Annotated in this window: 10 protein-coding genes and 1 riboswitch; all 10 genes read right to left on the bottom strand. The window is 38.2% G+C overall.

Annotated elements, in window-relative coordinates; all coding sequences use genetic code 11:
• Positions 1-386: 386 nt before the first annotated feature.
• The 10 genes from CA2015_RS15005 to CA2015_RS14960 all read right to left on the bottom strand — a co-directional run bounded on the left by CA2015_RS15005 (position 387) and on the right by CA2015_RS14960 (position 15,709).
• Positions 387-1,115 carry a tetratricopeptide repeat protein gene (locus tag CA2015_RS15005; protein WP_048642633.1) on the bottom strand — a complete coding sequence of 243 codons (729 nt, stop codon included), beginning with the start codon at positions 1,113-1,115 and terminating at the stop codon, positions 387-389.
• Positions 1,112-2,539, bottom strand: a complete 1,428-nt coding sequence (locus CA2015_RS15000; protein ID WP_048642632.1) for a CCA tRNA nucleotidyltransferase — start codon at positions 2,537-2,539, stop codon at positions 1,112-1,114. The genes CA2015_RS15005 and CA2015_RS15000 overlap by 4 nt, the downstream gene beginning before the upstream one ends.
• Positions 2,536-3,000: a hypothetical protein gene (locus tag CA2015_RS14995; protein WP_048642631.1), complete on the bottom strand. Its 465-nt coding sequence runs from the start codon at positions 2,998-3,000 to the stop codon at positions 2,536-2,538. Before CA2015_RS14995 ends, CA2015_RS15000 begins: the two co-directional genes overlap by 4 nt.
• 114 nt (positions 3,001-3,114) lie before the next feature.
• Positions 3,115-4,068, bottom strand: coding sequence for a methylenetetrahydrofolate reductase [NAD(P)H] (metF, locus tag CA2015_RS14990; protein WP_048642630.1), 954 nt, complete (start codon positions 4,066-4,068; stop codon positions 3,115-3,117).
• Between the two features lie 159 nt (positions 4,069-4,227).
• A complete protein-coding gene (metH, locus tag CA2015_RS14985) occupies positions 4,228-6,942 on the bottom strand; it encodes a methionine synthase (protein WP_048642629.1) in 2,715 nt (904 codons plus the stop codon).
• 3 nt (positions 6,943-6,945) lie between these two features.
• On the bottom strand, positions 6,946-7,989 hold the full coding sequence (locus CA2015_RS14980; RefSeq protein WP_048642628.1) for a homocysteine S-methyltransferase family protein: 1,044 nt from the start codon (positions 7,987-7,989) through the stop codon (positions 6,946-6,948).
• 76 nt (positions 7,990-8,065) lie between these two features.
• Positions 8,066-8,167: riboswitch (SAM riboswitch) on the bottom strand.
• 270 nt (positions 8,168-8,437) lie between these two features.
• On the bottom strand, positions 8,438-9,745 hold the full coding sequence (locus CA2015_RS14975) for a hypothetical protein (RefSeq protein WP_048642627.1): 1,308 nt from the start codon (positions 9,743-9,745) through the stop codon (positions 8,438-8,440).
• A 78-nt stretch (positions 9,746-9,823) separates the two neighbouring features.
• Positions 9,824-13,777: a PAS domain S-box protein gene (locus tag CA2015_RS14970; RefSeq protein WP_053086691.1), complete on the bottom strand. Its 3,954-nt coding sequence runs from the start codon at positions 13,775-13,777 to the stop codon at positions 9,824-9,826.
• A 468-nt stretch (positions 13,778-14,245) separates the two neighbouring features.
• Complete coding sequence (locus CA2015_RS14965) at positions 14,246-14,497, bottom strand: (2Fe-2S) ferredoxin domain-containing protein (protein ID WP_048642626.1); 252 nt, start codon at positions 14,495-14,497, stop codon at positions 14,246-14,248.
• Positions 14,498-14,509: 12 nt separating this feature from the next.
• Entirely contained in the window at positions 14,510-15,709 is a 1,200-nt protein-coding gene (locus CA2015_RS14960) for a DUF819 family protein (protein WP_048644549.1), read from the bottom strand.
• Positions 15,710-15,756: the final 47 nt, after the last annotated feature.

The following is a 15,756-nucleotide window of genomic DNA, read 5'->3' as shown; positions in this document are numbered from 1 at the left end:
TGATATACAATCAAGAAAGATAACCGCAGATGGCTACCTGGCTAAAGCCCATACAGCAGTCATTGCCCTAAAAAGACAATAAACATTCTATTAAGTGATGAAATCAATTGAAAAACCCAATTGCATAAGCTTGGGTCAAACGGCATTATTTATTTAAAATCGGATTTCAAAACAACAGGAAGGATGGTAGTTTGAAGAGATAAAACCTCATCATGCTGATTTGGGGAAGGTAAAATCATGATTTTGTCAGTAATACTGTATTTTTCCTACAATAATACTGACAAAATCACAGCTCCTGATCCTCTAAAATTCCCTACCGTATGGATTAAAGAAAAATAAAAGACCAAATCCTCAAAACAGCAACCTATAAAATCATAGCAAGGATTTTACAATCCTGCTAAGTTTTCTTTGGCTAGTTCGAAGTCAGGATTGATCGCCAAGGCTGCTTCAAAGGCAGTTTTAGCCTCAGCCATACTTCCCTGATCTTTATAAATCAGTCCTTTAAGATTTTCAGCAGCTGCGACCATACTTACTTCCTGCATTTCATTGTTTTCTCCTTTCGGGAAGTTTAATTTTTGTTCTGCTGCCTTGCTGTCCTTAATCAACATATTAATGGAGTTAAGGCCTTCCTCATATTTCTTAAGAGTATATTGTAAATAGCCAGCTTTGTACAAACTGAACAAATCTCCGGACAATAAATGAAGGGATTCAAAATGTGGCAATGCACGTTCTAAAGCACCCAACTGTTCAAGAGAAAACGCGGCTACTTCTAGGCCTGTCAAACTTTTGTCATTTCTTTCCAATAAATCCAAGGCAACAAGCGCCGCTGATCCATACTGCTCCATTTCAAAATACATGGAGGCAAGGGTTTCGGCATAGACAAGGTTGCCAGGATTTCTTTCCATCAACTCATACAGCTTCAATTTTGCAACAGAAGCATCATTGTACCTCATTGCAAGTGAGTATATCCTGTTGTCCGTTTCATTTTTAGCTTTATTACTTGTGATGGGTTCCTGAGTAGCAGGAGTAGTATTGGTGTTTTCCTGGGCAAAGGAAATATTTTGTGCGCTTAAGCACAGTATCAAAATCAATACAGCAAATTTCATTTTCATCATTTATCTTGAGTTGTTTTCACTATTCCTTTTTTTGCAGCTAACTTGTACATTAACTCCAAGGCTTCATTTTTATTGTTTTGAATATGTCCTTCAAGGATAGCTTCTTTGATTTCTTCTTTCAAATCTCCTACTACCCTTGATGGTTTCAAACCAAATATAACCATGATTTCGTCACCAGATACAGGAGGTTGGAAATTTCTTACCTGATCTTTTGATTCTACCTCCTGAAGTTTGAGATCTACCTTGTCAAAATTAGCCAAGAATCTTTTTACTTTGTTGTTATTTTTTGAGGTAACATCGGCTCTGCAAAGCTGCATCAGGTCATCCACATCGTCTCCAGCTTCGAAAAGCAAGCGCCTTATGGCTGCATCCGTTACCTTGTCGTTGACCAATGCTATGGGTCTCAAATGCAATCTTACTAATTTTTGCACATATTTCATCCTTTCATCCATTGGAAGCTTCAATCTTCTAAAGATTCCCGGAACCATTCTGGCCCCTTTGTCCTCGTGTCCATGGAAAGTCCAGCCTACTTTCTGATTAAAACGCTTGGTAAGAGGCTTGGCAATGTCATGCATGATAGCTGCCCAACGTAACCAAAGATTATCTGACCTCATGGCCACATTGTCCAGCACTTGTAAAGTGTGGTAAAAATTATCCTTATGAGACTTGTCCCCTACAGAATCGACTCCTTGAAGTGCAACCATCTCCGGGAAAAACTCCTTCAATAAACCACTGACAAAAAGTAACTTAAACCCATAGGAAGGTTTGTCAGTCATAATGATTTTATTGAGTTCAACGATGGTTCTTTCCCCAGAAATAATAGACATCCTGTGGGCATTATTAATGATCCCATCAAAGGTAGTCGCTTCAATATCAAATTTCAATTGGGCCGCAAACCGAACAGCCCGCATCATTCGCAAAGGATCATCTGAGAAAGTTATATTGGGATCGGTAGGGGTACGTATGATTTTTCTTTTGAGATCTTTTACACCGTCAAAGGGATCCAAAAGTTCTCCAAAATTTTTAGCATTTAAACCTATTCCCAAGGTATTGATGGTGAAATCCCTGCGTTCCTGATCCTCTTGAAGTGTTCCTGCCTCCACCTTAGGTTTTCTCGAATGGTCCTGATAGGACTCTTTTCTCGCTCCTACAAATTCCAGTTCCCAATCCTCCATTTTGATCATGGCGGTACCAAAATTTTTAAAAACTGAAACAGGTGGTTTATTTTCTAAAGAACCAGCCACTGATTTAGCCAGCTTTATCCCATCACCAATGCATACAAAATCAATGTCCTTGCTTGGTCTTTTTAAAAGTATATCTCGAACATATCCACCTACTACATAGGTTTCCGTGCCCAAATTATCTGCTATTTTGCCAACCTTTTCAAAGATTTGAATATTTCCTAAAGAACTTGTCAGATTCATCCATTTATAATTTTCACACGACCATCTTCATGCAGTTGCATCACCTTGGATTCCCTATTAAAAGGAAAAGCCTGGAGCCCTTTGATCGTTGAAGGAAGTACCTCATTTTGCCACCTCAGAAATACAATTTCCTGAACTTGGTTGAGTACTTGCTTCCAAAAGGGTGAGCTTACCAGTGCAAATTTAATTAATCCGCCGGATTTACCCTTATTTATATTCCATGCCGGCTGAGGGCTCTGGAAAATTGTCTTATCTGCAGCAAATTCTACAATATCCAAAGCTACATCAGAGAAATTACCTACCAGTGACTTTAACTGATAGATTTCATGAACCAAAAACACGCCTTCCATTTCCGGCTTCCAATCAGTCACTTTGATCCATTCAAAGTTTGTCCCTTTCGTATCCTGAAAATTTAACTGACCTGATTTAGCAAATTCCTTACTTATTTCCTTATAGTCCACTTTTGTTTTTCATTTAACCCGAAATAGGTAATAACTATTCTTTTCCGGGGTCAAAATAAGTCAATCTTTACCATTGCATTGCCTTTCCCTAATGAATATAATTTAACAAGGGAATTAAAACACTTCCTTGGCTACCTTATAAGTTGTGTCTGCCTTACTCATGGTGTAATAGTGCAATGTAGGCACACCATACTTAACCAATTCTTTGCTTTGGTGTATGGCCCATTCAATGCCCACTTCCTTTACCTCTGCGTTATTTTTACATTTCTCCAATTCCAGCATTAAATCATCCGGTAAATCTAGGAAAAACGTTTTTGGTAAATTAACGATCTGAGACAAGGTAGTGATTGGTTTTAACCCTGGAATAATCGGCACATCAATCCCTGCCTCTCTTACCTTCTCTACAAAATCAAAATATTTTTGATTGTCAAAAAACATTTGGGTTACAATATAAGTAGCCCCAGCATCAATTTTCGCTCTTAACTTTTTCAAATCAAAATTCAAACTTGGCGCTTCAAAATGCTTTTCAGGATAGCCAGCCACACCTACACAAAAGTCGGTTTGGAAACCTATTTCAGTTTCGTCATGAAGGTATTTGCCTTCATTCATTCCTATGATTTGGCCCACAAGTTCGGAAGCAAATTTGTGCCCGTCTTTATTTGGGATAAAATTCGCCTCTGATTTAGGTGCGTCTCCCCTCAATGCCAATACATTTTCTACCCCTATAAAATACAAGTCAATAAGTGCATTTTCAGTCTCTTCCTTAGAAAACCCTCCACACAATAAATGTGGTACTGCATCTACCTTAAACTTATTCATTATGGCTGCGCAAATACCTACTGTTCCTGGCCTTTTCCTCGTACTTATTTTTTCAAGAAGCCCATTGGCATGTTTCTTATACATGTATTCTTCCCTATGGTAAGTCACATCTATAAAAGGTGGATTAAAGTCCATTAAAGGAGTAATTCCGTCCAATAAGTTAGTCAAACTCTGTCCTTTTAAGGGAGGAAGAATTTCAAAAGAAAAATGTGTTTTATCTGTATTCTTTAAGTAATCGGTAACCTTCATGTTAGTCTATTGTTAAGCAACCAAGTTGTGCTTTAAGAAATATTTGGGCCTGTTTTATTTACCCAAAACTTATTTTAATTGTACTAAAGGGCCTGATTTTGAAATTCTAATTAACCAGTAATTCATTTCAAAATCAACATCCTTGTGGAACTTAAAACCCTACTTAGCCTCTGAAGTAAGCTTAGGTGTGTAGGCAAGGTTAGGTGACAGCCATTTCTCAGCCTGAGCCATCGACACGCCTTTTCTACGAGCATAATCAGACACCTGGTCTTTGCCGATTTTTCCTAAACCAAAATATTTACTTTCAGGATGACCAAAGTAAAAACCACTTACAGAAGAGGTTGGAAGCATGGCAAAGCTATCTGTTAGTTTCATCCCTATAATTTTTTCTGCATCAAGCAAGTCAAAAAGGGTACGCTTTTCTGAATGTTCCGGACAAGCAGGATAGCCGGGTGCTGGACGAATACCAGTGTAATTCTCCTTTATCAGCTCCTCATTTTCCAACGATTCTGTCGGAGAATAGCCCCAAAATTCTTTTCTAACCCTCAAATGCAAATACTCTGCAGTAGCTTCCGCCAAACGATCAGCCATTGCCTTCAACATGATGTCATTGTAATCATCACCCTGCTCTTGAAAATCCTTAAGTTTTTCCTCTATGTTTAAACCAGCGGTCACTGCAAATCCCCCCATATAATCTGTAGCCTCTGGATGAATATAGTCAACCAGAGACCTGTTAGGAACTCCTTTTCCTTTTCGACCTTGTTGCCTTAGAAAATGAAACGAATAGGGTTTTCCTTCCGTGAATTGTGGATCTATCACTAAATCATCACCCGACCTTTGCACTGGAAAGAGACCGAAAACTGCACTTGCTTTCAACCAACCTTCATTTACAATCCTATCCAACATTTTATTGGCGTCATTGTACAATTTGAGTGCTTCATCTCCTACTACAGGATCTTTTAGAATCTTCGGAAATCTTCCAGAAAGCATCCAGGTGCTGAAAAATGGCGTCCAATCTATATAATCTCTAATAACGGAAAGGTCCATATCTTCCAACACGGTCACCCCTAATTTCTTAGGCTTAAAAGGTGTGTAGTTAGGCCAATCGATGGCTACAGGATTTGACTTAGCTTCTTTATAAGTAGACATCTGCTTTACTTCCTGCTTGGCAGCATGTACTTCACGAAGCTTTTGATAAGTTGCCTTTATTTCTTTTTTATACTGATCTCTGGTTTCTTTACTAATGGCCTCACCTGCCACAGGAACAGATTTGGAAGCATCAGCAACATGAACCACTATACCACTGTATACAGGGTCTATTTTTACAGCTGTGTGAATTCTGGAAGTGGTGGCACCACCTATCAGTAGAGGAATATCCAAACCTCTCCTTTCCATTTCTGAAGCCACATTAACCATTTCATCAAGTGATGGAGTAATCAGACCACTTAAGCCTATTATATGTGCTTTACTGTCCAAGGCTTCCTGAATAATTCGATCCGTCTCTACCATCACCCCTAAATCAATAATCTTGTAGGAATTACAGGCCAATACTACCCCGACTATGTTTTTGCCAATGTCATGAACATCGCCTTTAACTGTAGCCAATAATATTCTCTTTATATTGTCTTCTTGCTCACCCGTAGTGGCATTTGTGCCCGGCAAGGGCATAAATGGCTCCAAATAGGCAACCGCTTTTTTCATTACCCTGGCACTTTTCACTACTTGAGGCAAGAACATTTTCCCTTCACCAAACAAGTCTCCAACTACATTCATGCCATCCATTAGAGGACCCTCTATGACTTTCAGCGCATCTTTTAACTCTAGCCTTGCCTCTTCCGTATCCTCTATGATATAATCCAACACCCCTTTTACCAAAGCATGTTGAATCCTTTTTTCAACAGGTGAACTTCTCCAGGCTTCATCTGCCTTGCCTTTCTTTCCTTGAGACTTAACCGAATCTGCGAAATCAAGCAAACGCTCTGTAGCATCTTCCCTTTTGTTCCACATTACATCCTCAACCCGATCCAGTAACTCTTTGGGAATATCATCATAAATCTCCAACATGGAGGGATTGACAATTCCCATATCCATACCATGCCTGATGGCATGATACAAAAACACTGCATGCATGGCCTCTCTTACGGGATTATTACCTCTAAAGGAAAAAGACACATTACTCACACCGCCACTTACTTTGGCACCTGGCAGATTTTCTTTAATCCATTTCGTCGCACGGAAAAAATCAACAGCATTGTTTTTATGCTCATCCATTCCTGTAGCAACAGGAAATATATTGGGATCAAAAATAATGTCCTGAGCCTTAAACTTTATTTTTTGCGTAAGCAGGTCATAGGATTTTTTACAGATATCTATTCGTCTTTGATAGGAATCTGCTTGCCCTTTTTCATCAAAAGCCATCACCACAACTGCAGCGCCAAACTTTTTGATGGTTTTGGCCTGTTCCAAAAATTCTTCTTCACCATTCTTCAAACTAATGGAATTAACAATTCCCTTACCTTGAATACATTTAAGCCCCGCCAAAATAATTCTCCACTTGGAGCTATCGACCATCACTGGAATCCGGCTGATTTCTGGTTCTGAGGCTACCAGATTAAGGAATTTAACCATTGCAGCTTCTCCATCTAGCATGGCTTCGTCCATACATACATCCAAAATCTGAGCGCCGCCTCTTACCTGGTCTAGCGCCACCTCAAGGGCCTCATCGTAATTGTCGTTAAGTACAAGCCTTGCAAATTTCTTCGAACCTGTAACATTGGTTCGCTCACCTATATTTACGAAATTTAGGTTCGCATTGAAAACCAATGGTTCTAGTCCTGATAGCTGTAAGCTAGGCATTTTTTTAGAATTGCTCATGAATTAATCTTCTTCGGTTAATACCTGCTGAACTCTTGGAGGGAAATTGCTGGCTGTGTTTGCTAAAGCCGAGATATGCTCGGGAGTAGTCCCACAACATCCACCAACTATATTCACCCAACCTTCTTTTAAAAACAAGCTCACTTCCTCAGTCATTTCATCTGGCCCCTGATCGTATTCTCCAAATTCATTGGGAAGACCTGCATTGGGGTAAACACTCACATTAAATGGTGATTTATCTGATAGTACTTTTAAATAGGGCCTAAGCTCAGCGGCACCTAAGGCACAATTCAGACCAATACTTAATAAAGGTACATGGGAAATGGAGATCAAAAAGGCTTCGGTGGTTTGCCCGGAAAGTGTTCTTCCTGAAGCATCAGTGATGGTACCTGAAACCATAATAGGCACTCCACCTTCCTTAGGTTCTAAAGGAAGATCTCGTTTTTCAAAAACTTCTTGAATTGCAAAAATTGCTGCTTTTGCATTTAAGGTATCAAACACCGTTTCAACAAGAAGAATATCCACTCCGCCGTCTAACAAACCTTCCACCTGCTCGGAATAGGCGGCAACCAATTGGTCAAAATTAATGGCTCTAAAACCAGGATCATTGACATCTGGTGATAAGGAAGCTGTCCTATTAGTCGGTCCAATTGCACCTGCTACAAACCTTGGTTTATCAGGCTCTCGGGCAGAAAATTCGTCTGCCACTTCCTTTGCAATCTTTGCAGACTCGAAATTAAGTTTATAGGCAATTTCAGCTAGCCCATAATCTTCCTGAGCTATTGAAGTACTACTGAATGTGTTGGTTTCAATGATATCTGCACCAGCTTCAAAATAGGCCTTGTGGATATCTTTGATGATCTCCGGGCGGGTCAAAGAAAGCAAATCATTGTTCCCCTTTAAAGATTTTTTTACAGCCGCAAGTTCTTGATTTCTAAAATCCTCTTCCTGAAGACCATATCTTTGGATCATGGTACCCATAGCACCATCCAATATCAAAATTCGCTTTTGTAATTGCTGAAGTAATAAGTTGGTTCTTCTTGCCATGTGAATCGTATATTAATTAAAAAGCTTATACGAGCATGAACCGATGTAAAACTAGAGGGTATTTTCTAACTTTTGCGGCTCATCTTTATCCGGCATTTCCGGAATGGGAATTAGCACCTTGTCAACTCAGGTTGCTAAGACATCATAGGGCCCTACCCTCCGTCTTTCTCGATAAGCAATTCAAAAGTAACATGAATTCAGGAAAAAAATTCTCTTTTTGCGAAAAACTTTAATTCCTCCTGCTATAAGCGGGTTCAATAAATGCTGTTACTCAGCAATACAAAACATTAGTAACAAAATAAACACAGTTAGAATAAAATATTATTTTTAAAAAATATACAAATACCAAACAATAAACGTTTCCAACAAAACATTGGTCTTTTACTCCAAATAATATCAATTCTCCACAAGGTGCATCTTTATAGCTCAATTAATCAAGTTGATACAATTATGGTCTTAAACCAACCCCAAGTTGAAGATAAGGGCCTGCCATATAACTCGACATATTAAGCTCGCCAAGTTTATAAGTGCTTAGTGGTAACTCATATCCAGCATGTGCAGAAGTAACAATCCTAAACATTTTATTAAACACAGGAAACGCATAGGCTACCATTACTTCAGATTTGCCCATTATTCCTCTGCTCTTCAAATAGCCATCATAATCCGGTTCTTCAAACAAAATAGGAAAATCAGGCTTTTTGACATTGGTTAAAGTATAACGGATATTTCCATACCCTAAACCGGCAAGTACCCCTAATTCTAGATTTCTCATTTTATATAGCTGGTAACCATAGTTACCATAAAGCCTAACACTATTTAATGTCTGCTCCCTATTTTCATCAGCTATACCTGAATTTGCTATATTAAAAATATCAACTGAATAGATCCACCTTCGGTTTTCTCCGATTATTTTCATTCCCAAATTATTGGGTCTGTCCTTAAATGGAGCCAATCCATTGTTTACCAAATAATCATTCAGGCCATCTGGGTTGGTGAAATTGTACCCATAAAAAAAGTGCACTCCAATACCAGCATCGGGGAAGAACAGATTCTGATCCGGCATAGAAATACCCGCTCCCAATCTAAAAAAAGCACCACTTTGCAAGTTGTCAAAGGTAATGTCATTCATTTCCCAAGCCCCTTCAAATGGACTGAAGGAATAACCAAATTTACCAAGTAAACCGACCGTTTCTTCCAAACCTGGCACACTAAAATCGTAGCCAAATTGAAAGCCAATTTCGGTCAAAAACCCACCAAAATTTTGCGTTCCTTTATGAATATTGCGTTCTCTTAAAATAAAGCCTTGGGCTGGTTGCTGTAAGAAGGCTCCAAGGTCATCGACCTTTCTCTGGTTCTTAAGCATTTCAAAATTGACATACCCTGCACCTAAAGACATATAATGAATAAGGTGAAACTTACCTTCCTCTGTGAGCGAATAACCCACATTCATATAAAAACGAGTACTCTTATTGTCTATAATATAATCCCTATAGTAGGAGTTGGCGCCTGTATTTTGGTACAGCTCGAAACCTAAAATAAAATCAGAAAGGCGGTATTGATAACCAATCCCCAAAGTAGAATATCCTCCTCGAAGATTTGATATTCCTTTATCTGAAAGCATTTCATTGAACTCTCTGATATTTGCTCCAGACGAACCGGCCAGAACATAAATCGTAGATCGCTCAGAGACATTGCCCTGTGCATTCAAATTAAAGGCCAATCCCAGCCAAAGCGGTATATATAAAATCCATCTCATAGGGCTATTTAAAGATGCAAAGATATCATTTTAGCTGAGGAATTCAGCAACCGTTTATGCATAAAAATCAACACTATATCAGAGATAATTGATTATTTTGCTATAAAGGTTCTCTGGGGTAAATGGTTTTGATATATAATCGTCCATTCCTGAGGCTTCAAGTTGCTCTTTTACTTCTAGCAAAGAAGAAGCGGTAAGGGCTATAATTGGCACATTCCTTTTTGAAAGCAAGTCGAGTTTACGGATGATTTTAGCTACCTCAAAACCATCCATCTCTGGCATCTGAAGATCCAAAAGCACCAAGTCAAAATCATTTTTGATAAAATGATCCAGGGCAATTTTACCGTTTTCAGCAAATTTGATCTCCCCAACTCCCCATTTGGATAAGTATTTCCTTAACAACACCTGATTAACCAGGTTATCCTCAGCTACCAAAATTTTCTTGTCACCAAGTTGCCCATCCATTACTAGGGCTTCGGAAACAGTTTTTAATTTTTTCTCATCCTGAACTTGGAAATTGATGTCAAACCAAAAGGTAGACCCTTCTCCTATTTTGGACTCCAAGTGTATCTCCGTACCGAATAACTTGGTAAGTTTTTTAACAATAGCCAAACCTAAACCTGTTCCTCCATACTTTCTGGTAGTATCTGTACTGGCCTGAGTAAAGGCATCAAATATAGACTTAACCTTGCTAGGGGCAACCCCTATACCTGTATCTTTTACCGTAAACCGGACATTTACCCTGTCATTTTCCTGACTGATAAGCTCCAGGGCTATTTTTATAAAGCCTTTATCAGTGAATTTTATAGCATTACTTATAAGGTTATTGAGAATTTGAGCAATTCGAACAGGATCTCCAATTAGTAGCTTTGGTAACGAAAAATCCGGTTCATAAATTATTTCCAAGGATTTATCCCTTATTTGATAACTGTAGGAATGAATTATTCTATTGATGAGGTTTCTCGGTTCAAATGGTACTTTTTCCAGGATCAGTTTCCCTGAATCTATCTTGTTAAAGTCAAGAATATCATTGATCAGACCCAGTAAATTCTCTGCAGAAAACTGCAATGTACGCAGATTTTCAAGTTGATCTTCCCTTGGTTTGTCTTCTATCAAAAGATGAGAAAGTCCAATTACTGCATTCATTGGAGTTCTGATTTCATGACTCATGACTGACAAGAATTGGCTTTTTGCATTTAGCGCAGCTTCAGCCTTTTCTTTGGCTTCAAATAATTCCTTTTGAGTTTCTTTTAATTTGGTAATATCTCTTGCTATTCCGGTATAGTACCTTACCTGATTGTTTTCATCCCGAATTACTTTTCCACTAGAACTAAACACCCTATAGTGTCCACGCTTATGTCTTAACCTGAACTCAAATTCAGGATGGTCTTCAAAGTATTTTATTGGACGAGAGTTACCGTCCTGCAAAACCTGAGCATCTTCAGGATGCAGATAATCTGTAAAATCACCACTGGTAAATTCATAGGTTTCGTAGCCCAGAAATTGTTTGATATTTGGAGAAACATAACTAAGCTCAAGTTGGGCGGTAATAGAAAATATAATCTCAGTCGACTCTTCTACCAGACTTCTGTACTTAATTTCGCTTTTCTTCAATTCCTTCTTAGCCAAGTACTCCTCTGAAATATCTCTTACAATCCCCAGAACATACTCTAATTTTCCCTCCTTAAAAATGGGTTTGGCCGTCAATTCATAGACGCGCTCAAGATAGGTTATAAGGTCACTAAGCGTTTTTTTCTTTTCTACCGCCTCCGTCACTAAGGGTTCTACGACTTTACGTGTAACGGTGTGCACTTCCTGAATGGTCCTACCTAAAAAATAAGATTTATCAAAACCCCAATTGGTGAAGTTTGAACCCTCAGCAACTAAATACCTATAGTTTTTATCAATTAAAAAAACATTGGTGAAGGGAATATTAGACGCGAGCACTCGGTACCTGTCTTGGATCTTTTCAATTTCAAGCCGGTCCTTTTTCCTTTCTGTAACATCATGAAGTAAACCTTCATACAAAATCACATTCCCCTCTGTGTCAAACACAGGCCGAATTTTATCCTCAACCCATCTGTAACCGCCATCAGCAGACAGCAACCTATACTCTCTATTGTATTGGGTTTTTTCGGGATTGATGAGTTCCTTTTCGAAAATAAGACGATCATCTGGATGGACAAAATCTTTCAGACTAACAGAATCCCTTACAAGATCCTCTGAAACATAACCAAATTGATTAATGTTTTCGGTGATATAGGAAATCTTAAATCTCTCATTAGGTTCTACTTCAAACAATATTGCCGGGCTGTTTTCAATAATCAGCTTGGCCTTTTTTGCCATTTCTTCACGTAGAAGTAAGGTAGTTAGATTCCTCACCAAAAAGGAGTAACCTATTTTCTCAACCTCAACATTTTGTATGGGCTTAACGGAAACCTCAAAAGGTTGAACATTTCCGGTATTGTCCAATATCTGAACTTCCTCCACCCACATCCCATTGGCTGAAGCTTTTTCTATTAAACCCTTGAATGATATGGAAGGGGCATTGATGATTTTGAAGAAATCAGTAATTTTCCCACCATGGCCGTTTTGAAAAGGCTCTCCCTCAAATATGGCCACCTCATTCATATAAATTACGTTCAGATTAAGATCTGTAACATAAATAGGTTCATTGACTTGGGCTAAAATTTGGGATTCAAAAAGAAGTCTACGCTCTACCGTTTTTTTCTCAGTTATATCATTACAATAACCAAAAACTTCGAGGTTGCTTTTGCTGGTAAGTTGATTTACCTGAATTAGGTAAGAAATATGCTTTTCTTTTCCATTGGAATTGGTAAAAATAAACTCACCTGAAACAGATTTCCTGTTCTGGAGAGCCTCCTGTACTTTAGATTTAACCAGCTCTCTGTCTTTGGCAGGGATCAATTCTAAAAAATCACTTATTTCAATCACATCAATGGACAAGTCCAAATCGAAAATTCGGTTTATCCCTTTAGATAAAAAGATCTTCCTACCTGAATTTTGCAGTCTCCATGATCCTGACTTGGCCAATACTTCAGTTGAACTAAGTAATTTCTCATTTCTAAACAACTTAGACTTAGTAGAACGGTTGATAAGTGCCGCTCCAAATACATCTGCCAATTGTCTAATCCCAAACCTATTTCTATGGTTGGAATTCCAATGTGGTTGCGGCTTGGAACTACTAAGTGTAAATAATCCCAAAAGATTGTTTTCAGCAAAAATGGGGACTATGATATAAGCTACAAAGCCTAGTTTGTCAGCAATTATAGCCTCAAAAGAGTTTTTATTTTTTAAATTTCTTAAATCGTCAACAGCAATAAAACCAGAAGTCCCTACATTCTCCAAAAATTCTTCCTGTCCCTCTAAGGAAATGGTTCTATTTATCTTCAGTAAACCTGCTTCGGGATTGACCTTGTACTCAAAAAAACATTCAAGTTGTTGTAATTCATGATTTACATAAAAGAAATTGCCATTCTCTGCTTTTTGCGATTTGACAACCATGGACAAAGCCTTCATAAAAACCTTATCCCATTCTTTTTCAGGGGCATTTAAAAAAGCCGTGGACACTTCATTGATCTGTTGATCAAATTCCATTTTACCTTTTAAAATGGCCGCAGCATCTTCTTGACCTAAGCTAACAGACCGTTCATTGTCCCAAAAGATTTCATCGTAATCTTTTGAAACAAGGGGCTGATACTTTCCATTTACTATACAAATCTTCCCTTTTCCATGCACAAGCTTACCTTCAAGGGAGATTTGAAAATCAGGATTTTGTGCATGTATATAGTTACAATGCATTTGAGTTTGGTCCTCGTCATTAAAAAATGATATCACTTCATTGACCAAACCATTAAATCCTGACAAACAGGTATCCCATGAATCTCCATCCAGCAATTGGTCTGGCCAATTTTCGGAAGAAAATATTACTTGGTTGTAATCGAATACCAAAAATAGATCAAGGCTTTTCTCATCACCTTGAAAGAGATTTTTATCAAACTCTTCTTTCATGATTAAAATCAGGAATCATCCTGTCACAATACAAAATTAAAAACTGAGAACCAGTCGATTTGGCTCAATAGGATTAATTGTATAAGTTACTAACAATAATTAATTCTCTAACAATTTTGAATAAAAAAAACTTAAATTCAATTAAATCTTGAAACTGTACCAAGCGAAAATACACATCACCAAAGGTGAAACCATCTGAAAATCAGGTATGTTATATCGCTACGGCGATATCAACAAAAAATATAGTTTAAATAGCTTCTAAAAAAGGCTGTGTCTCAGAATTAAGATTACAGAATCCCTCTTTTATTTCACATAAATATTTGTAACCATAAGAAAATCAATACTTCAAAAGCCAAGATAATACAAAAGTGAAGGGCTATGAAATTTGAAATGATTCCAACTCCTAATAGTGGGAAAAATAGGGTTTTTATTACTAATAACCGAAAACTGGTTACGCCAGATCAATTACTATTTATGGAGGTTGCTTCTAAGTAAAAGTAATAATTTATCTTTGTCTCCCTTCTTTATGAGTTCATGACCAATTACAGCCACTGGTCCGGATTTACAACAATCCATACATTTAGACTTCACCAGTTTAAAATTACCTCTGAAATCATCCTCTTTAATGGTATTTTTTATGACTTCAGTGAAAGATTTCGCATCATTTTTCTTACAGTCCTTCCCATTACAAACAAAAACAAATTTCCTTCTTGGTTTCATCGTTTCTTTCTTCTAGCCTCCAAATGCCAATTGCAGTAATATACCACAAATATAAGCACCATAGGTACCCACACCATATCCTAAGACGGCCAGTAATACACCAACTGGTGCTAGTGCCGGATGAAAAGCTGAGGCTACTATCGGTGCAGAGGCAGCCCCGCCTACATTTGCCTGTGAACCTATGGCTACATAAAAAAAAGGTGCTTTAATAATAAAGGCAACCATAAGCATAAATAAAATATGAAACGCCATCCAAATAATTCCAACAAGAAAAAATACAGGATTATCCAATACAGCTCCTAAGTCCATTTGCATACCTATGGTCGCAACCAAAACATAAAGCAATGCGCTACCAATCCTGGATGCACCTACTCCTTCTAGTTTTCGCCAGCGCGTAAAGGACAACAGCAATCCACCAGTAGTAGCAAGAATAACCAACCAAAAGAAAGTAGAATCTAAAGAATAGGGTTTTAGTTCAGGGAAATTTTCTCCAATAAACCCACCCAAATAATCCCCAAAAAAGTGGGAACATCCCGTGATAAAAAACCCCAAACCCAAGATGGTCATGGTGTCTTGTAAACTGGGAATTTTAAGGTTGCTTTTTTGATGGGCCTCCACTTTTTCCTTAAGAGCGGTAATGGCAGAGGTGTCGGCTTTTAGAATTCTATCAAAAAAACCTGGCTTACCTGCCCAGTACAACAAAAATGCCATCCAAAGATTTGCGACAATAACATCTACGGCTATCATCTGACTGAAAAGTGTTGGACTAGCTCCAAAAAGCTCCAACATGGCCGTTTGATTAGCACTACCACCTATCCAACTTCCAGCTATGGTAGCAAGTCCTCTCCATGTTTCATCTGCACCTACCCCACCCAAAACTTCAGGGTAAAATTGTGCTACGATATATAAGGCTACTGGACCTCCTATGATGATCCCGAATGTCCCTGTCAAAAACATGATTAAAGCTTTTGGTCCTAATCTGGATATGCTTTTAAGGTCTATACTTAAGGTCAATAAAACCAAAGAAGTAGGCAATAGGTACCTGGAGGCCACAAAATAAAGCTGAGAGTCAGCACCTGAAATCAATCCTGTTGTATTAAACAAAGCGGGAATAAAATAACAAAGTAACACTACCGGTACTATCCGATACATTGCTTTAAAAAATGGATGCGCACTGGCAGAAGTGTAAAACACAAAACCAAGCACTCCCATCAAAAGTCCAAATACTACCGCGTCGTTTGTTATCAATGCACCTTCCA

The sequence above is a fragment of the Cyclobacterium amurskyense genome, assembly GCF_001050135.1.
GTDB lineage: Bacteria > Bacteroidota > Bacteroidia > Cytophagales > Cyclobacteriaceae > Cyclobacterium > Cyclobacterium amurskyense.
This window is presented reverse-complemented; position numbering and strand designations above follow the sequence as displayed.